The following is an 18983-nucleotide window of genomic DNA, read 5'->3' as shown; positions in this document are numbered from 1 at the left end:
GCGCGGGCGCTTGCTCCCTCGCCACAGGGTCTGTAGAGGCCACAAGGTCAGCGCAGGCTAGCACTGATTTTTGTGGCCGGTCGCTGATCGAGCCAATGCACCATCACGCACGCATACAGCGTCACCGCAATGAACAGCCCCATGCGAATCGCGAACGCGGTGTACACATCCTTGCCCGCGAGGCTGTCCTGAACCGACTGCCCCAACAGGATGATCAGCGTGATCAGGGTATTGAGCCAGAAGCCCGGACTCAAGCGGCCCGGATTCAGGCCATAGAGCTTGCGCGCCAGGATCAGGGCGAACAGCAGCATCCACAAAAAGAACATCCACAGGTGCACGAAAACGCTCAGTGCGCTCCAGAACAGGATCGCCAGCAGCCCGCCGAGCAAGGTCGAGCCAATCAGCTCGCGCGCGGCGTCGCGGGTGTTGGTGCTGGAACTCTGCTGGCCGAGGCTGACGGCTTTGAGGACGATGGGCAGGTAGCTGGCGGGATCGATCAGCGCCAGCAGAAAGGTCGGCATCACGATCAGGGTGGCTCGTAGCGCGACCCGGTCGACGTCGGCCTCCGGTAGTGTGGCGGCGGGCGGCGGCGCCGGGGCATTGTCCGGTTCGGGGAACAGCCAGTGGCTGAATGCGCCGATCATCACCGCCAGCAGCAAGCCACTGATCAGCGCCTTGATGACCATCGCTGCCAGGCCGAAGTCGGCGACCCCCGCCGAGGGGATCATGGTCAGGCCGATCACCAGAAAGGTCACCACCAGGTTGTTGCCGCCGCGCAGGCCATATCGAAAGACCATGAGCAGGCCAAGACCGATCAACAGCACACCGCTGAAGGCGTAATAGCGCAGGACCGGGATCAACAGCAGGCCGATGCCGGTGGTTAGCATCGCGGTCACCGCCAGCACCAGCGTGGCCTTGAATGGCAACGGACGATTGAGGCTGACCAGCAGCAAGGCACCCAGCACCGGTGCGAGGAATGGGATCGGTAACGCCAGGCCGAAACTCGCGGCCAGGCACAGCGCCGTGCCACTGGCCAGGCGCAACGCACGCTGAACCCGTGGCGGGCGCTTAGTAGGCATAGGACAGCCAGCTCATCAGCCAGAGAAACATCCGGCCCAGGGGATTGAGGACATTGCCCTCGGACGGGAAGGCCATGACCTCGGCCTGACCGCCGGCGCGAATGGCACGGTTGTCCTTGAGCATGGCCAAGGCGTCCGGCGAGAACTCGATGATCACCGGAAAGCGCTGGGCCGGACGCAGCCAGTCGCGGCTGTTCTGCACCGTGGGCAGGCTGCCGGGGGCGGGCGGCTGACCGACGCTGACCCCATAACCGACACTGCGCACGCGCCCGGCGAACACTTCGCCGGGCAACGCATCCAGTGCGATCAACACCGGGCTGTCGGGCCGGACCAAGCCGAGGTTGTTCTCGGTCATGTCGGCGCTGATCCACACATCGTGGATCGCGATCAGGGTCATCACCGGGTTCCCGGCCGCGGCGAACTGGCCGACGTCGGTGCGCAGGTCGGTGATCAATCCGGCCGAGCGGGCATGGACCTGGGTGTTGGCCAGGTCCAGTTCGGCTTTCGACAAGGCGGTGGCGGCGCTGCGCAGCAGGGCGTTGGACTCCTCGTTGCCGCCTTCCTGCTCGCGGGCGCGCTGGACTTCGGCGCGGGCGGCGGCGACCTGGCTGACGGCCTGTTCGCGGTTGGCGCGGGACACTTCCAGCAGGCGCACGGAAATGGTTCCGGGGTCCTGGCGATACAAGCCTTCCAGCCGTTGGTTGTCCTGCCTGGCCTTGAGTTCGTTGGCCTGTGCCGCACGCAGGTTGGCTTGCGCCGAGGCGATGCCGGCGGTGCTGGCGCCAACCTGGCGACGGGTGGATTCAAGGTCTGCCCGGGCCCGGTCGACCGCGATCTGGTAGGGCTGCGGATCGATCTCGAAAATCACGTCGCCCGCCTTGACGTCCTGGTTGTTGCGCACGTTGACGCGGATCACCCGGCCGGAGACTTCCGCCGCCACCGGAATCACAAAGGCGCCGACCCGTGCCTGCTGGGTATAGGGCGTGAATCGGTCAGCCAACAGATACCAGGCCAGGCTCACGACGATCAGCAGCAAGACCCATTTCACGCCTTTTTTCGTCGGGTCGGCGGCAGGTTCCGCTGGCGGCGGGGGGGAGGCGGCTTCACTCATGGTTGATTACCTGGTTGGGCAAGGGGGGAGGCGGGCTGCGCGGCCGGGGGCTCGTTCAGCAGGTCGCCCCAGTCGGTGCGTTGTTCCATCTGTTGGCGCGTGGCCGCGTCGACCCTGGGCTGGGCGCTGTACCAGCCGCCGCCCAGGGCCTTGTACAGGGCAATCACATTACTCACCGCGTCGCCTCGACTGAGCAGGTAGCTGTCCTGGAGTTCGAGCAGCGCACGCTGGGCATCCAGCACCCGCTGGAAATCCGAATAGCCTTCGCGGTACAGGATGACGGCCAGGTCCAGCGAGCGTTTGGCCGCGCCTTCGGCCTCGCGCAGGATGCGTTCGCGCTGCAAGGCATGGGTCAAGCCGTTGGCGGCATCATCCGCTTCGCGAGCCGCCTGGCGCACCTTGTCACGGTAGGCCTCGATCAATTGCTGCAAGCGCGCATCCTGGACCCGCACGTTGTTGCTGATACGGCCATGGTCGAACACGTTCCAGCGCAGGCTGGGCCCGCCCACCAGATCAAAACTGCGCGACGTACCGCTCAAGGTATCGGTCGACCAGACGATGCTGCCCAGCAACGTCAGCGACGGGTAGAAGTCGGTTTCGGCCACGCCAATCAGCGCGGACTGCGCGGCGACATTCAGTTCGGCGGCGCGCACATCGGGGCGGCGCAACAGCAGATTGGCCGGTACGTCCTGCAAGACGGCGCGGTCCACCAACGGAATCAACCCGTTGCTCTCGACCACCTGCGGCAGTGCACCGGGTGGTTGCCCGATCAATACGGTCAAGGCATTGCGGGTGCGCGATAGCTGGTCTTCCAGGCCAGGAATGGTGCTCAAGGTGCCGAGGTATTGGGTCTTGGCCTGTTGCAGGTCGAGTTCGGCGGTCTGGCCGCTTTTGAACAGTCTTTCGGTGATCTCGTAGTTGCGTTGCTGTTGTTTCGCGTTTTCCCTGGCCACGCGCAGGCGCCCTTCGGTGGTGCGCAGGACAAAGTAGGTGTCCGCCACTTGTGCCCGCAGCAGCACCAGGCCGTCTTCATAGTTGGCCTCGGCGGCAAAGTAGCTGGCGTCGGAAGACTCGATGGCCCGGCTGAAACGACCCCAGAAATCCAGTTCCCAACCGATATCGAACCCGGCGCTGTGCTGCCAGAACTGGCTGTCGACCGGGTTGCTGCCCCCGGACTGATGACGGTCGACGTACACACTGTCGGCGGCGTCCTGTTGCAATTGCGGGTAGCGCCCGCTCTGGGCGATACCTAGCTGCGCGCGAGCTTCCATGACCCGCAGGCCGGCGATCTTCAGGCTGGAATTGTGCGCATCCGCTGCAGCGATCAACTGGTCGAGCACCGGGTCGGCAAAGACTTGCCACCACTGGCGGATGTCCGGGTACAGGGCGCGTTGGCTGGCGTGCTCGATCGCCGGCGTGTTCCAGTGATCGACCCAGGCCTCGCCAGGCGGCTGAAAGTCCGGCCCCAGCCGTACGCAACCGCCGAGGGCAAGCATGCCACAGAGCAATAGCCAGGCCGGTCGCGTCAGCAGGGAAGCACCTGATTGCATGGGCTGTTTTCCGACCGGGGAACTTCACAGGAGCATAGTCGCCCGGCCGCCTTCTGCCTCTTCAGGTTGGCCTGTACGCAAAAACGCCGCGACTGTCGCAAAAACGACCTGTTTACGCTGAACGCGAACCTTGATCAGTATTCTATTGAACGAGTGTTCAGCTTGGGCTATGTTCGTTCGACCTTCTCTCCCGGCTGGTTGCGGGCTTGCGTTTCTTCATTTTGAACGAGGCACTGGCATGCGGTTTTCACCCTTTGTTGAGCGGATCTCAGGTCAAGGTGTTGCAGCCTGGGATATTCACAATGCGGCGTTTGAAGCACGGCGTTGCGGCGAGGATGTGATCATCCTCAGTGTCGGCGACCCGGATTTCCCCACCCCTGATTTCATCACTGACGCCGCCATCCAGGCGCTGCGCGAAGGTGATACCCACTACACCGAAATTGCCGGTCGCCAGGCGTTGCGCGAAGCCGTCGCCGCACGCTATGGCAAGCTGTTCGACCGTGAGCTGCAAGCGTCAAACGTGATTACCGTGGCCGGTGCGCAAAATGCGCTGTTCGTTGCGTCGATGTGCCTGCTCAGTGCCGGCGACGAGGTGATTGCCCTCGATCCGATGTACGTGACTTACGAAGCCACCCTCAAGGCCTCCGGCGCCACGCTGGTGCGGGTCCCCTGTGCGGCGAGCGACGACTTCCGCCTCGACGCGGCGGTGCTGGCCAAGGCCATTACCCCGCGCACCCGGGCGATTTTCTTTTCCAATCCGAACAATCCCACCGGCGTGGTGCTCAACCGCGAAGAGTTGCAAGCCATCGCCGACCTCGCCATCGCCCATGACCTGTGGGTCGTGGTGGATGAGGTCTATGAGAGCCTGACGTTCGAACACGAACACCTGAGCCTGGCCGCCTTGCCGGGCATGGCCGAGCGTTGCGTGGTGATCGGCAGTCTGTCGAAGTCCCATGCCATGACTGGCTGGCGCATCGGCTGGATCGTCGCCGCCCCCACGCTGGTGGCGCATGCCGAAACCCTGGTGTTGAGCATGCTCTACGGCTTGCCGGGGTTCGTCATGGAAGCTGCGCTCAAGGCCGTGCAGGCCCACGACGAAGTGACCCACGGCATGCGCGACATTTATCGCCGTCGTCGCGATCTGGTGGTGGCGGGGTTATCGGATTGCCCGGGGATCGACGTGCTCAAACCCGACGCCGGCATGTTCGTGTTGCTGGATGTGCGCGCCACCGGCCTGACGTCGCTGGAGTTCGCCTGGCGCCTGTTGCGCGAGGCGCGGGTGTCGGTACTGGATGCCGCGGCCTTCGGTGAACCGGCCCAAGGTTTTGTGCGACTGTCGTTCACCCTCGGCGAAGAACGCCTGGCGCAAGCCTGCCAACGGATTCGCGACTTTGTCCTGGTGCTCAACGGTGAAGCGCCCCGGCCGATCATCAGCTGCGAGCCCCCTTCGGCGGTAGTCGAACCGGTCGCGGGCCGGACCATGATCCAGGTCGAACAGCTGCACAAACGCTTCGGCACTATCGAGGTGCTCAAGGGCGTATCCCTGACGGCCCGCGAGGGCGAGGTGATCTCCCTGATCGGGGCCAGCGGCTCGGGCAAAAGCACCTTGCTGCGCTGCATCAACATGCTCGAAGTGCCGGATCAGGGGCGGATTCTGGTGGACGGCGAAAGCATTCACCTGAACCACACGCGGCCTGGCGCGCCCTTGGTGTCCGATGCCAAGCAGCTTGTGCGCATCAGGTCCAGCCTGGGCATGGTGTTCCAGAACTTCAACCTCTGGCCCCATCGCACGGTGCTGGAAAACCTGATCGAAGCGCCGACCCAGGTCCTGCGCGAGAGCAAAGCCGAGGCCACTGAACGGGCCGAAGCCTTGCTCGAACGCGTGGGGCTGGCGGCCAAGCGCAACGAGTACCCGGCGTTTCTTTCCGGGGGACAGCAACAACGGGTGGCCATCGCCCGGGCCCTGGCCATGCGGCCCAAGGTCATGCTGTTCGATGAACCCACCTCGGCACTCGACCCGGAACTGGTCGGGGAAGTGCTGCGGGTGATCCGCTCTCTCGCCGAAGAAGGCCGGACCATGATCCTGGTGACTCATGAAATGGCCTTTGCACGCGATGTCTCTTCCAAAGTCGCCTTCCTGCATCAAGGGCTGATCGAGGAAACCGGTTCGCCGGACGAAGTGTTCGTACACCCACGCAGCGAGCGCTGCCGACAATTCGTCAACGCTCATCAAACTCGCTAACACATAAAAAGACGGGAATACATCATGGGAAATCGACGTTTTGCACACTGGTTGACCGGCGCGGCCTGCGTATTGCTCGCGGGCATGAGTGCGGCCCAAGCGCAGCCCATCAGGTTCGCGGTCGCCGCCGAACCCTATCCGCCGTACACCGAGAAACAGGCCAACGGCGAGTGGAAGGGCTTCGAGGTCGATCTGATCCACAAGCTGTGCAGCGAAATGAAAGCGCAATGCGAGATCAAGGAAGTGGCGTGGGACGGGATCATTCCGTCGCTGCTGGCGAAGAAGATCGACGTGATTTTCTCTTCGATGTCGGTGACCGAGGAGCGGGAAAAACAGATCGCCTTCAGCAAGGCCTATTACGACTCGGTTGTCGCACTGGTCGGGCCGAAGGGCACTTCCGTGACCCAATACCCGGATGACCTCAAGGGCAAGACCATCGGCGTACAGAACTCGACCGTCAGCGCCAGCTACCTGAAGACCTACTACGAAAAAATCGCCGATGTGAAGTATTACGACACCCAGGACTCGGCCAACGCCGACATGATCGCCGGGCGTATCGACCTGATGATGGCCGACGGCACGGCGATGGCGTCCTTCGTCAAGACCCCGGACGCCAGCAACCTGGCCTACCTCGGCGCGGTGCCTTACGACCCGATCTTCGGCAAGGGCGTCGGCGCAGGCCTGCGCAAGGACGACACCGAACTGAAGGCCAAACTCGACACGGCAATCAAGACCCTGCTGGCGAGCAAGGACTATGACGACCTCTCCCAAAGCTACTTCGGTACCAGTGTGAAACCGACGTTCTGACGCAAAGCCAAACGCAGTACCTGTGGCAAATGCAATCCCTGTGGGAGCGAGCTTGCTCGCGATAGCGGTGGTTCAGTCACCCATGATGTTGACTGTTATGCCCTCATCGCGAGCAAGCTCGCTCCCACAGGGGCCGGCGGTGCTGTCACGGTCATGATTGGAGAGTGAAATGCCAGCAATGTTCGATTTGATCAATTTCACCGAACAAGGATGGGGCGGGGCGCTGCTCAAGGGACTCTGGATGACCCTGCAGATTTCGGCGGGGGCTTTTGTGGTCGGACTGGCGATCGGCCTGGTCGTGGCCTGCCTCAAGCTGGGCGCGCCCAAGCCGATTGCGGCCGTGGCGCGGGTCTATACCACGCTGTTCCGGGCGGTGCCGGAGTTGTTGCTGATTTTACTCCTGTACTACGTCGGGTCCATGCTGCTCAATTCGCTGATGGCCCGGCTCGGTTATGACGCGGTGAACCTGAGCGGTCCACTGGCGGCGATCCTGGTGCTGGGGCTCGTGCAGGGGGCTTACGCCTCGGAGATTTTCCGGGCGGCAATCCAGGCGATCCCCTACGGTCAGATCGAATCGGCGAAGGCTTTCGGTCTGCACGGCTTCGGACTGTTCCGTCGCGTGACGCTGCCGATCATGGCGCCGTATGCGATGGCGGGGATGGCCAACCTGTGGATCAACCTGATCAAGGACAGTGCGCTGATCAGCGTGGTCGGCACCAACGAATTGCTCTACACCGCCAAACAAGGCGCGGGTTCGACGCGTCACTACCTGTTGTTCTACCTCACGGCCGCCGCCTTGTATTACGCGGTGACGCTGGTGTCCAACTACCTGTCGGGACGGCTCGAGCGACGCATTCGTCGCTGGATGCCATTGGCTGAGTGAATGACATGATTCCAGCGTGGACAGTTGAATACGCGGCGCTGTTGGGCCGAGGGCTGCAAACAACCATTACCATCCTGCTGGTTTCCAGCGTGTTCGGTTACGCGCTGGCGGTGTTGGTGGCGCTGGCCCGGATCTCGAAAAACAGGGTGATCGCCAAGGTCAGCCTGTTCTATACCAGCGTCACGCGCGGCACACCGCTGTTGATCCAGATCTACATCTTCTATTACGGCCTCGGCAGTCTGTTTGCGCAGTTCCCGCTGATCCGTGGCAGTTTTCTCTGGCCCTACCTGCGCGATGGTTACTGGTACATCGTGTTTGCCCTGGTGGTGTCGGTGGGCGCCTACGTCGGTGAAGTCATTCGTGGTGGCTTGCTGGCAGTGCCCAAGGGTGAGATGGAAGCGGCTTCGGCGTTTGGCATGACCCCGCGTCAGTCCTTGTTGCGGGTGCGCTTGCCACGGGCGTTGCGCCTGCTGTTGCCGACCCTGGCCGGGGAAACCGTGATGCTGCTCAAGTCCACGGCGCTGGCTTCGACCATTGCCGTGATCGACTTGCTGGGCGCAGCCAACGTGGTTAGGGCGCAGACCCTGCAAGTCTATGAGCCGCTGTTGCTGGTGGCCGGCGTGTATGTCTGCCTGACGTTCCTGATCGAGGCGCTGTTTGCCTTTGCCGAGCGGCGCGGCACACCCGTGCGCAGGTCAGCCTGATGAGTTCGCCACGGGTTGACCGTTCGCTGCAGGGCATTGGCCTGTGCACCTTGGGCTACGCGTTCCTGACGTTGCAGGATGCGGCCATCAAGTGGCTGGTGGCTGACTACTCGGTGGTGACCATTCTGTTCTGGCGCGCCCTGGTGGTGGTCGCCGTGGTGTTGGCCGCGGGACGCATGCGCCTGGTCTTGCGGGCCTGGCACTCGCCGAGCCGGCGCTTGCTGGTGGTGCGCGGCCTGTTGTCGATCGTGGCGTGGCTGCTGTACTACACGGCAGCCCGTGACCTGACCCTGGCGGAGATGACCACCCTGTATTTTTCCGCGCCGATCATGGTCACGGTGCTGGCAACGGTGATTCTCAAGGAGCGCGCCAGTGCCTGGCAGTGGTTCAGTCTGATCATCGGTTTTGCCGGCGTGATCATAGCTTGCCGCCCGGACAACATGAGCGAACCGGTGCCGGTTGTGCTGACGCTGCTGGCAGCGATGTGCTGGGCCTTCACCTATATCCAGCTGCGCCAGGTGGACGACCAGACCTCGGTGCTGGAACAAATGCTGATCACCAACGTGGTGTTTGTGCTGTGCATGGTCGTGGCGCTGCCGTGGACCTATACCCCGGCGCCGACACCGGCCTGGCTGGGGATGGTCGGGGCAGGGCTGGTGGGTGGTATCGGTCAGTTCCTGCTGTTCGCCAGTTTCCGCCGCGCCACGGCGACCTTGCTGGCGCCGTTCGAGTACACCGGGCTGATCTGGGCGTTTGCCCTGTCGAGCCTGATCTGGGGCACGCTGATGGATGTGTCGTTGATGATCGGTGCCGGGTTGATCGCCGTGAGCGGCACCCTGGCGATGATCTTCGGCCGGCATCCGTCACAGGACGTCGTCGGTGCTGAATGCTCCGTGACGCAGCCCCTTTATCCAGCAACGACAGATATGGAGGCCGTTGGCGGCGCTGAAGGTCTCGGGGTTGAGGCACCACTCGAGCCAGAGTCCGTCGAGCATCGCCGATAGGCCGATGGCGGCCAGGCGCGTGTCGTGAATCCTGAAGCCTTCGCTGTCGGCCATGCCGTCGAGCAATTGGCAAAGCAGATCAAGGTAGGCGCCGTAGGTTTTGACGTGGGACTGGCTGACGTGTTCGGAGTGGCGGATCAGGCTCCAGAACACCACCCAGACGCCCAACAGTTTCGGGTCCATGACCCTGGGTGAAAACGAGCCAACGAGAAACGCATCCATTTTTTGCGCGGGTGTGCCGGCCTGCTCGATTTCCTGGAGCAGTGCGGTGGTGAGTTCGCTCGCCAGTTTCTGATAGGTGTCGGCAATCAGCGCATCGATGCTGCCGAAATGATGATTGAGCAAACCGACGGAAACCCCGGCCTCGGTGGCGATGCGCCGCACGGAAATCCCGGCATGACCGTCGCGGCCCAGGCAGCGCAGGGTGGCGGCGACCAGCAATTCGCGACGCTCGTCAGGCTCGGCGCGGCGGTTTTTCGGGACGGTGGTGGTCACAGGGGATTCCTTGGCAGTGGTTCCACGCTGGCGAGCTTAGTTGAACGTGTGTTCAATCTCCAGCTTCGACAGCGGCAATACCTCGATTGTTAACGCTCATCAGGGGAGGGCAAGCGCATGGTTCAGGATATTTCGTTCAACGTTCGCAATAACAACGGCGAACCGGTGCAGGTCGGTGCCTGGCGTTTCGAGGGCGATGGCCACGGGCCGAAGGTGCATTTGCAGGCGGGTGTGCATGCCGACGAAATCGCCGGGATGCTGGTCCTGCATCTGTTGATGCAGCGCCTGCGGGTCGCCGAGGCCGGGGGGCGGCTCAAGGGCAGCGTGACCGTGGTGCCGCAGGCCAATCCGCTGGGCATCGGGCAGTTTCGCCAGGGGCGGATTCTGGGGCGTTACCACGACGCCACCGGGCATAACTTCAACCGGGGATTCGACCAGTCGGCGGCGATGGAGCGGTCGATGACCAACGTCCAGCAATGGCAGAAAAAACTGGTGCAACTGGCGGCGCCGGCCGATGTGATGCTCGACCTGCACACCGATGACGAAGCGCTGCCCTACGTCTACGTTCATCGCCGTTTCTGGCCCCGTGGTCGCGCGTTGGCGGCGGCAATGAAAATGGACGTCGCGATCATCTGGGATGAGGGCGGCGACGGTTCGTTCGAAGAAACCATCATTGCCCCGTGGCTGCGCGAAGGCAGGACCGCCCAGCGCATGGCCGCGACCTTGGAGCTGCGAGGGCAGGGCGATGTCAACGATCGATTCGCCGAGCAGGATGCCGAGGGCCTGTATACGTGGCTGTGCGGTTACGGGGTGATCGATGAGGCACGAACACCCCCTGACTGGCCTGTCGAAGCGGTGGAAATGGGCCACATGGAAACCATCATTGCGCCGCAGCCGGGGGTGTTGATCTTTGAAAAGGAGCTGGGCGATAGCGTCGAAGAGGGACAGCGCTTTGCACGGATTCTGCGCCGGCCGGGTGATCCATCATCGGAAGTGGTGCTGTATGCCGAGCAAACCGGGCGGCTGGTCACCCGCTTTCGCGATCGTTTGATTGCCCAGGGCATGGGCGTGGCCAAGTTCACCGGGAGCCGGGTATCGCGTAACTGGAGCGGCGGCTTGCTGGACCCGAACTGAGCCAGACGAAACTGCCTGGCGCGCGTCGCCATGGAAAACCTCCAGGTCTATCGCGGAAAGTCAAAACTCACCTGCATTGGAGAGGCGTTCACCGCAAACGTTGTACAAGTTTTGCCGCTGCTCGGCATAAAGCTATACAAACAGCTATTCTTGTACAATATTGAGCTACAAGCAGGAGGCTCTGATGAACGTGGCTGACGCAAGACGCATTTTCAAACATCGCCTGTCGAAGGCTTGTCTGCTGTTGCTGATTCTCTCGGTGCCGGCCTCGGCGGACTGGCGCCCATCCGTCCCCGAGGCACGTCTGGTCGGCCGGGGCGATTTCACCTGGTTTGGCATGAGCCTGTACACCGCGCGCTTGTGGAGCTCCGAGGCGCCGCCGGCGTGGGGTCAGCCCTTTGCGCTCGAATTGACGTATCGCCGTGCACTGTCAAGGGACACGCTGGTCGAGGCCAGCCTGGATGAAATGCGTCGCCTGGGCGGGGCGAACCTGGACGATGCCACCCTGCAACGATGGTCCGCTGAAATGCGTGAAGCCTTCGTTGATGTCCAGCCCGGCATGCGCATTACCGGGGTCTACCTGCCCGGCAAAGGCTGCACGTTTTACGTCGACGACCAGCTTCACCGGCAAGTGCCTGATGCCCGATTCGCCCGTGCGTTTTTCGACATCTGGCTCGACCCGCGGGCGCGAGATCCACAGTTGCGCCAACGCCTGCTGGGGCAGGGCGGTCCTGCTGAATAGGAGCGTTCTGAATACCAACCTGCTGAACAGGAGATAGACATGCGGCGAATACTGTTACTGATGGGCAGCCTGTTGCTGGCCAGCTGCGGCAATGTCGGCGTGGAGCACTACGCCCGGGAACGTCCGAGCCTGGATCTGGCGGCGTTCTTTTCCCGGCCGGTGCAAGCCTGGGGCCTGTACCAGAATCGCTCAGGCGAAGTGCTCAAGCGCTTCCACGTCCAGATTGAGAGCCATAGAGAGGGGCAGCGCCTGATCCTCGACGAGCGGTTTGTCTACAGCGACGGTACGCGCCAGCAGCGGGTCTGGACCCTGGAACCGGATGGGCCCATGCGCTGGCGTGGCCGGGCGAGCGATGTGATTGGCGAAGCCCGGGGCGAGGTCGCCGGCAACGCGCTGCGCTGGCGCTATCGCCTTGACCTGCCGGTGGATGGCAAGCATTGGGAAGTGGATTTCGACGACTGGATGTACCTGATGGACGACGACACCCTGATCAATCGTTCGAGCATGAGCAAGTTGGGCGTCGAATTGGGGCAGGTGAGTCTGTTCTTCCGCCGCCAGCCTTAGCGGCTGGCTTGATTTTGTCAACGCGGCGCGGCCAGTCGCAGGGCCAGGGGCAAAGCTGCTGCCCACAGCGGCGCCAGCAGCAGGGCGGTGCCAAGGGTGCCCCAGGGCAAACCGACCCCGGCCAGTGGCGCCCCGGCGATGTACGCCAGCGGTCCACCGATCAGGCCGAGCAGCACGCCGTACCAAATCGGCTTCCGGGCCCACGCCAGGCTGTGGCGAAGCCCGCTCGCCAGCACCAGCCAGAGCAGTGCCAGCCATAGGGGCAGGGGCGGCTGGTCAAATTCGAAAACCCCCAGCGCGCCCAGGCCGGCATCCATCAGCCAACCTGCCACGCCCACGCGCAGGAGCGCAGTGGCTTCCTTGCCCGGCCGTGGACAGATCGCGACATGGATCACCAGGCCGACCGCGACCAGCAGTAGCAGCCAAGGGTGCCTGGCGCCCAGCACACAGCCCCACCAGCCGGCCTGCATCCATAGTGCGTTACCGATCAGCCATGCCCGGCTCGACATCAGGCGCACGACGACGATGGGCGGCGCGCATGTGGGGTCAGGGGTGCGAACGTCGTGGCGAAAGCGGGCAGGCAGGCGGACATGGCAGGTTCCAGGCAATGTTGTACAAGTCGGAAATTCTGTACAGATAAGCCTGAAGCCTAGGGGCAAAGTCGTACAAGTCAATCAACGCTCGCGACGGGCCAGCCGCGAAACCCATGGATTGGCGCTCAAGCCATGCAGTACCACGCTGAGTAGAACCGTGCAGACCGCGATGGCGCCTACCATGCGACCGGCCTCCAGCGGGTAATCCAGGATCATGATGGCAAAGACGATGGTGGCCAGTCCGCGTGGGCCGAACCAACCGATGAACAGTCGCGTTTCGTAATCGAAGGCCGTGCCTGCCAGGCTGATCAGTACCGGCAGCACGCGGATCACCGTCAGGCTTAGCACCGCATAGAACCAGATGGCCGGTGTGAGATTGCCCCAGACCCGAGGGATGACCAGCGCGCCGAACACGATCCAGGTAATGACCGATAGCGGGGTGGCGAATTCTTCACTGGCCTCGAGCAAGCGATGCTTTTGCTCGGAAAACAGACTGCTCGCCAGTAACCCGCCGACGAACGCGGCGATAAACCCGCTGCCACCGAGTGTTTGCGCTGTGGCAAAGCACAGGAGGGCCAGTCCGGGCAGCGTCAGTTGTGACCATATGGGGGATTGCCAACTCTGTTTTGAGGCGTAGCGAAACATCAGCCAGGCGATCAAAGTCAGGGCCAGCCCGACGACGGCACCGATCCCCAGTTCCTCGATGAACAACTCCCCGGCCAGTGACAGGGGGGACCGGGTCTGCTCTTCGATCAGCAATGCCAGGAACATCAACAGCACCGGAACGCAGATACCGTCATTCAACCCGCTCTCGACGTTCAACCCTTCACGCACGGCACCGGGAACCTTGGGATTGCTCATCACAGCCTTGCCCAGCGCCGCGTCGGTGGGGGCCAAGAGGGTCGCCATGATTGCCAGTTCCACCGGCGGTATCTGCGGGAACAGCCAGCGACCGATCAGCCAACCACTGAGCATGGTCAGGGGCAGCCCGATCATCAGCAGGCGCAAGGGCAAACCTTCGTGGGCCTTGAGAATCTTCAGGTCGGCATTGGCGGCATCACTGAACAAAATGATCGCCAATGTCAGCTCTGCGAGCATCCTCAGGCCGTCCTTGTCGATCCGGGGCTGCAAAACGCCCAGGAACGCCGGACCGAGTATCAGGCCGACGAGCATGAACATCAGGGGACCATTGAGCAGGCGTGTCTCGATACCCCCGGCAAATAGGCTGTAGAACAGGAGGAAAGCGGCGAAGAGGGCGAGGTTCTGATACATCGACGGCATGCCTGTGCAGTGGCCGGCTTCGGATGTAAGCCGCGCAAAACGTGCTCGGTGAGTATGAGCCACGTTGGATTCGCGCGTAGTCGGGTCATCTGATTTAAATCAATGTATGGCCAGATTCTCGCCGTCAGTGGTGAAAAACCACATCGCACCTAGACTTGTCTGGCGTTACTTGCCTGGCATTCGAATGCAGCCCCGAAATGGAAGTTGTGTAGCACACGTCGACACTCAGTCGGCTCCGTAATCACGTACCACGAAGTGTTTTAGTGACTTGCAGGGTGGATAGGGATGAACCATTTATTCGACGCCGTCACGCTCGGGTTGTTGGCATTGCTGCCATTGATCAATCCACCCACGACCGTGGCGCTATTTCTGGCTTTATCCCAGGGGTTTAGTCGTGAAGAAAAAAATCAGCAGGCCTTCCTGACGGCATTTTACGTTTTCGTCATTATGCTGGTGACCTATTACATCGGTGAGTTCGTGATGGGTGTATTCAGTATTTCGATCCCGGGCTTGCGGATTGCCGGTGGTGGGATACTTGTCGTGATCGGCTCGAACATGTTGTTTCCCAAGCCTCGCGAAACCGCTTGCGGCGATAGCGCGGCGAAAAAAACCAGCTTCGCGTTCATCCCCCTGGCCATGCCCAGCACAGCCGGCCCAGGCACGATCGCAATGATCATCAGTGCCTCTGCCACCATTAAAAACAACACCACCTTTCCGCAATGGGTGCTGCTGACGGCTCCACCTTTAATTTTCCTTGTCACCGCGTTGACACTTTGGGGCTGCTTGCGCGCGTCGGACCTAATCATGAAGGTCACGGGGGAGTCGGGTATCGATGCCATTTCCCGTTTGATGGGTTTTATATTGGTGTGCATGGGCGTTCAATTTGCCATCAACGGATCGGTCGAGATCATACAAACCCTCATCGACAATAACGCGCCAATAATACATTCCCCCTAGGCCCGGTCGGCTTGCTCAGCGCTGCGGGTACCCGGAGACCGGCAGCAGTGTCCCACCGGACTGAACCCGCTCGAGCACGCGGAATTGACATTAATCAATCCCGTCCGCCCACACGGGCCCAGAATCCAGCGATCTGCCAAATTGCTCAGGGCCCCGGCATGTCTGTCAAATCACCCACTCCAGACTTTCCCCCTTCAACTGCGCTGGAAGACGGCCAGCATTTCAGTCGTCCCGCACTCTGGCTGACATGGCTGCTGGGAGCCGCCATGTTTGCGACGGTCGTGGGCGTCGCACTGCAATTCACGGACGTCGAATCCTTCACACGCCTGCTGACGGAGGCAGAGCCACTGTGGCTCATCGCCGCCTTTGGCTTGCAAGCCCTGACCTATATGGCGCAAGGGCAGGTTTTTCGTGTGGTGCTCAAGGCCGGGGCTCAGCATCTTTCACTCTGGGAAGCGGGCAAGCTCAGCTTGATGAAGCTGTTTGTCGATCAAGCCTTGCCGTCTTCCGGCATCAGCGGGGCCTTTGCGGTTGTCGCCTCGTTCGTGCGCCTGGGGTTCGCCAGACCCGTCGTGCTGGCGTGCCTTGTCCTGGATCTGTCCGGGTACTTCCTGGCCTATGTGCTGTCCGTTGGCGTGGCACTGCCGGTGGTGATTTTCCAGGGGCATGCAACGGCGGCTTTATTGGTGACCTGTGTGGTGTTCGTGGCGGTCAGCCTGATGCTGGCGGTTGCCACGCCAAGGCTGGCCGGCAACACACGCCTGGCGACCCATGTGCCGGGGCAGCGTTTTTCGATTATCGCCAAAGGCCTTGCGTTGCTCACCGGAGCGGATCGACAGCTGGTACGCAGCCACGCCTTGCTCTGGCGCATCACGTTGCTGGAACTGGCGATCATCCTGCTGGACAGTGCAACGCTGTGGGTCCTGGTGCGAGCGTTGGGTGTCTCGGCACCGCCCTTGGGGTTGTTTGCCGGCTTCATGCTGGCCAGCGTTCTGCGCAGTATCGGCATTGTGCCGGGTGGTCTTGGGGCCTTCGAAGCCGCGGCCGTGGTGACGTTGCATTGGGTCGGGGTGAACGTTGCCGTGGCGTTGTCTGCCACGCTGCTGTTTCGCGGCCTGACGTTCTGGTTACCGATGTTGCCCGGTCTCTGGCTGGCGCATCGCGAATGGCATTCCACCACGACAAAATCGACGCATGATGTCTGCGCCGATTATTGGAGCCCCTCGCTCAGCCAGTTGTTCAGCACCTTGCACAGCAATCCGACGGGGTTGAGCGACGCCCAGGCCAAGGCTCGACTGCGCAGCGCGCCACCCCAGGCCAAGGACCGGCCACAGGGATTGGCCAGGCTGGTGCTGGAACAAATGCGCACGCCGTTGGTGCTTATTCTGATTGCCGGCGCGGTGGTGGCCGTGGTGGTGGGCGACTGGCTCGACGCGGCGATTGTCGGGTGTATTGTGCTGATCAGCGCGGTCCTCAGCGCCTGGTATGAAAATCGTGCCAGCCACGCGGTGGAGCAGCTACGCAACAAGATCGCCTTGCGCGCAACGGTCCGTCGGGAGGGCAAGACCCTGGAGGTTGCCGCCAGTGACGTGGTGCCAGGTGACGTCCTGTTACTCAGCGCCGGCAGCCTGATCGCCGCCGATGGCCGCATCCTGCAGGCCCTCGATTGCTTCATCGCCGAGAGCCTGCTGACCGGCGAAACCTTTCCGGTCGAAAAGCTGCCAGGTGATTGCGCCCCTGAGGCCACCGTGGGGCAGCGCCACAATTGTGTGTTCATGGGCACCTCGGTCCGTAGCGGTACAGCCGAGGTGCTCGTGACGCGCTATGCCCAGGACAGCGAGATCGGCCACATCGCCAAGACCTTGTCGCTCAGGCCTCCCGAAACGGAATTCGAGCGTGGCTTGCGTCGTTTCGGTGCCTTGTTGCTGCGGGTGATGCTGGTGATCACGATCGTCGTGTTCGGCATCAACATCTTGCTGCATCGCCCGACCCTCGACACGCTGCTATTCGCCATCGCCTTGTCCATTGGTTTGTCGCCGGAACTGTTGCCGGCGATTCTCAGCATTACGCTGGCCAAAGGCGCGCAGCGCATGGCGGCGAAAGGGGTGATCGTGCGTCACCTCAACGCCATCGAAAACCTGGGGGCCATGGACATCCTGTGTACCGACAAGACCGGTACGCTGACCCGGGGTGTCGTGGTGCTGGACGCTGCGATGGATGTGGAGGGCGTCGCCGCCACTGATGTCCTGCAGCTGGCGGTGTTCAATTCCAGTTTGCAGACAGGCATGCGTAACGCGATGGACGATGCCATCACCCTGGCCGGCAAAGACCTGGCCCCGAGCGCCGACATCGTCAAATTCGATGAAGTGCCCTATGACTTTGTCCGTAAGCGCCTCAGCGTGGTGGTGGCCAATGCCCCTGAGGCCAGCAGGCTGATGGTGACCAAGGGCGCCCTGGACAATGTGCTTGAGGTTTGCACGCACCTGCGCCGAGGTGAACAGGATGTCACGTTGAACGACGCGGAGCGGGCGACGATCGCGCAACGTTTCGCGGACTGGAGCGAGCAGGGCTTTCGCGTCCTGGGCATTGCCACCCGTGCATTGCCCGATCAGCCGCACTATGGTCGCGACGAAGAAAAGGACATGACCTTTCGCGGTTTTCTGTTGTTTTTTGACCCGCCGGAACCCGGGGTCAAGGACACGCTCGCCACCCTGGACGGGCTGGGTGTGCAAGTGAAGATCATCAGCGGCGACAACCATCTGGTCGTCCGCCATGTCGGCCAGGCGGTGGGCCTGCCGGTGGATCGAATCATCACCGGCGGTGAACTCTCAGCGATGAAAGATGAAGCCTTGATGCACTTGGCCCCCCGGACAACCCTGTTCGCCGAGGTCGATCCCAATCAGAAGGAGCGCATCATCCGGGCCCTGCAAAAGACCGGGCATGTGGTCGGGTACATGGGCGATGGCATCAATGATGCCCCGGCGCTGCAAGTGGCCGACATCGGGATTTCCGTGGACAACGCGGCCGACGTGGCCAAGCAGGCCGCCGACTTTGTGCTGCTGGAGCACGATCTGAATGTCCTGCGCGAAGGTATCGAAGAGGGGCGTCATACCTTCGCCAATACCCTCAAATACATATCGATTGTCTCCAGTGCCAACTTCGGCAACATGATCAGCATGGCCCTTGCTTCTCTGGCGCTACCCTTCCTGCCGCTGCTGGCCAAGCAGATATTGCTCAATAACTTCCTGGCCGACATCCCTTCGATGGGGATTGCCAGCGACAACGTTGACCGGGAATGGGAAAGCACGCCTCACCGATGGAACATCAAGCAGATACGTAATTTCATGGTGGTGTTCGGGCTGGTGAGCTCGCTGTTCGACATCCTGACGTTCGTGGCCCTGTACCTGCTGGCAGAGATGGTTCCTGCAGTATTCCGCAGCGGTTGGTTCGTTGAGTCGCTGCTGACTCAACTGCTGACGATCTTCATCGTGCGCACCTACAAACCGTTTTACCAAAGCCGCCCGGCGAAACTGCTGATCGTCAGTGCACTGGGCATCGGCCTGCTAGCCATAGGTCTGCCGTACAGCCCGGTAGCCCCCTGGTTCGGCCTGGTGCCTTTGCCATTCCATATCCTGTTGCTGATGCTGGCAATCAGTCTGGTGTACATGGTGTCGGCCGAGTTTGTGAAACGGGCTTTTTATCGGCGTCAACACTAGTAGTTTCAACGCGCTTGAGACAGGTGCAGCGCGTTAACGGGGGAGGGCGTCTCGGGCCGTTGAAAAAACGGGTACAGACAGGGAAGGGGTTCAGAATGTAATTCGAACATAGACGCCATAT

General features: G+C 62.0%; 15 protein-coding genes and 1 pseudogene. 10 read left to right on the top strand and 6 right to left on the bottom strand.

The genetic code is table 11. The features are described 5' to 3' along the window. Window positions 1–47 precede the first annotated feature (47 nt). The 3 genes from GQ39_RS09615 to GQ39_RS09605 are packed head-to-tail and all read right to left on the bottom strand — an operon-like array spanning window position 48 to window position 3740. Window positions 48–1079: a DUF2955 domain-containing protein gene (locus tag GQ39_RS09615; protein ID WP_047529234.1), complete on the bottom strand. Its 1032-nt coding sequence runs from the start codon at window positions 1077–1079 to the stop codon at window positions 48–50. Further along, window positions 1069–2190 carry an HlyD family secretion protein gene (locus tag GQ39_RS09610; protein ID WP_047529231.1) on the bottom strand — a complete coding sequence of 374 codons (1122 nt, stop codon included), beginning with the start codon at window positions 2188–2190 and terminating at the stop codon, window positions 1069–1071. Before GQ39_RS09610 ends, GQ39_RS09615 begins: the two co-directional genes overlap by 11 nt. After that, window positions 2187–3740 carry an efflux transporter outer membrane subunit gene (locus GQ39_RS09605; RefSeq protein ID WP_236693091.1) on the bottom strand — a complete coding sequence of 518 codons (1554 nt, stop codon included), beginning with the start codon at window positions 3738–3740 and terminating at the stop codon, window positions 2187–2189. The genes GQ39_RS09610 and GQ39_RS09605 overlap by 4 nt, the downstream gene beginning before the upstream one ends. A 238-nt stretch (window positions 3741–3978) precedes the next feature. On the opposite strand from GQ39_RS09605, the gene GQ39_RS33600 reads away from it, so the two are divergent. The 5 genes from GQ39_RS33600 to GQ39_RS33250 all read left to right on the top strand — a co-directional run bounded on the left by GQ39_RS33600 (window position 3979) and on the right by GQ39_RS33250 (window position 9380). Then, window positions 3979–5982: an aminotransferase class I/II-fold pyridoxal phosphate-dependent enzyme gene (locus GQ39_RS33600; RefSeq protein ID WP_047529229.1), complete on the top strand. Its 2004-nt coding sequence runs from the start codon at window positions 3979–3981 to the stop codon at window positions 5980–5982. 24 nt (window positions 5983–6006) lie between these two features. Beyond that, window positions 6007–6789, top strand: a complete 783-nt coding sequence (locus GQ39_RS09595; RefSeq protein ID WP_047529227.1) for a transporter substrate-binding domain-containing protein — start codon at window positions 6007–6009, stop codon at window positions 6787–6789. A 169-nt stretch (window positions 6790–6958) separates the two neighbouring features. Beyond that, window positions 6959–7672 (top strand): ABC transporter permease, encoded by a 714-nt coding sequence (locus GQ39_RS09590; protein ID WP_047529225.1) that lies wholly within the window; start codon window positions 6959–6961, stop codon window positions 7670–7672. Window positions 7673–7677: 5 nt separating this feature from the next. Then, window positions 7678–8376 carry an ABC transporter permease subunit gene (locus GQ39_RS09585; protein WP_047538681.1) on the top strand — a complete coding sequence of 233 codons (699 nt, stop codon included), beginning with the start codon at window positions 7678–7680 and terminating at the stop codon, window positions 8374–8376. After that, window positions 8376–9380, top strand: a complete 1005-nt coding sequence (locus GQ39_RS33250; protein WP_052193531.1) for a DMT family transporter — start codon at window positions 8376–8378, stop codon at window positions 9378–9380. The genes GQ39_RS09585 and GQ39_RS33250 overlap by 1 nt, the downstream gene beginning before the upstream one ends. On the opposite strand, the pseudogene GQ39_RS31375 reads toward GQ39_RS33250, so the two are convergent. After that, window positions 9336–9764 (bottom strand): annotated as a pseudogene (locus GQ39_RS31375) (TetR family transcriptional regulator C-terminal domain-containing protein); the annotation flags it as partial. The gene GQ39_RS33250 and the pseudogene GQ39_RS31375 overlap by 45 nt on opposite strands. Before the next feature lie 228 nt (window positions 9765–9992). Between GQ39_RS31375 and GQ39_RS09570 the strand changes: the two are divergent. The 3 genes from GQ39_RS09570 (at window position 9993) to GQ39_RS09560 (ending at window position 12315) form a co-directional block, all read left to right on the top strand. Continuing rightward, window positions 9993–11009 (top strand): succinylglutamate desuccinylase/aspartoacylase domain-containing protein, encoded by a 1017-nt coding sequence (locus GQ39_RS09570; RefSeq protein WP_047529221.1) that lies wholly within the window; start codon window positions 9993–9995, stop codon window positions 11007–11009. Between the two features lie 184 nt (window positions 11010–11193). Continuing rightward, window positions 11194–11751, top strand: a complete 558-nt coding sequence (locus GQ39_RS09565; protein WP_052193529.1) for a chalcone isomerase family protein — start codon at window positions 11194–11196, stop codon at window positions 11749–11751. A 39-nt stretch (window positions 11752–11790) separates the two neighbouring features. Continuing rightward, window positions 11791–12315, top strand: coding sequence for a DUF3833 domain-containing protein (locus GQ39_RS09560; RefSeq protein ID WP_047529219.1), 525 nt, complete (start codon window positions 11791–11793; stop codon window positions 12313–12315). A 17-nt stretch (window positions 12316–12332) separates the two neighbouring features. Here the strand turns inward: GQ39_RS09560 and GQ39_RS09555 are convergent, their stop codons facing one another. Beyond that, complete coding sequence (locus GQ39_RS09555; RefSeq protein ID WP_047529217.1) at window positions 12333–12824, bottom strand: DUF2878 domain-containing protein; 492 nt, start codon at window positions 12822–12824, stop codon at window positions 12333–12335. Between the two features lie 165 nt (window positions 12825–12989). Further along, window positions 12990–14180 carry a cation:proton antiporter gene (locus GQ39_RS09550; RefSeq protein ID WP_047529214.1) on the bottom strand — a complete coding sequence of 397 codons (1191 nt, stop codon included), beginning with the start codon at window positions 14178–14180 and terminating at the stop codon, window positions 12990–12992. Window positions 14181–14474: 294 nt separating this feature from the next. Between GQ39_RS09550 and GQ39_RS09545 the strand changes: the two genes are divergently transcribed. Both GQ39_RS09545 and mgtA read left to right on the top strand, forming a co-directional pair. Continuing rightward, a complete protein-coding gene (locus tag GQ39_RS09545) occupies window positions 14475–15146 on the top strand; it encodes a MarC family NAAT transporter (protein WP_047529212.1) in 672 nt (223 codons plus the stop codon). 158 nt (window positions 15147–15304) lie between these two features. Next, a complete protein-coding gene (gene mgtA / locus GQ39_RS09540; RefSeq protein ID WP_052193527.1) occupies window positions 15305–18862 on the top strand; it encodes a magnesium-translocating P-type ATPase in 3558 nt (1185 codons plus the stop codon). Window positions 18863–18983: the final 121 nt, after the last annotated feature.

The organism is Pseudomonas sp. 11/12A (assembly GCF_000800055.1).
Taxonomy (GTDB): domain Bacteria; phylum Pseudomonadota; class Gammaproteobacteria; order Pseudomonadales; family Pseudomonadaceae; genus Aquipseudomonas; species Aquipseudomonas mohnii.
Note: the sequence above shows the minus strand (reverse complement) of the source record. Positions and strands in the feature narration are given on the sequence as shown.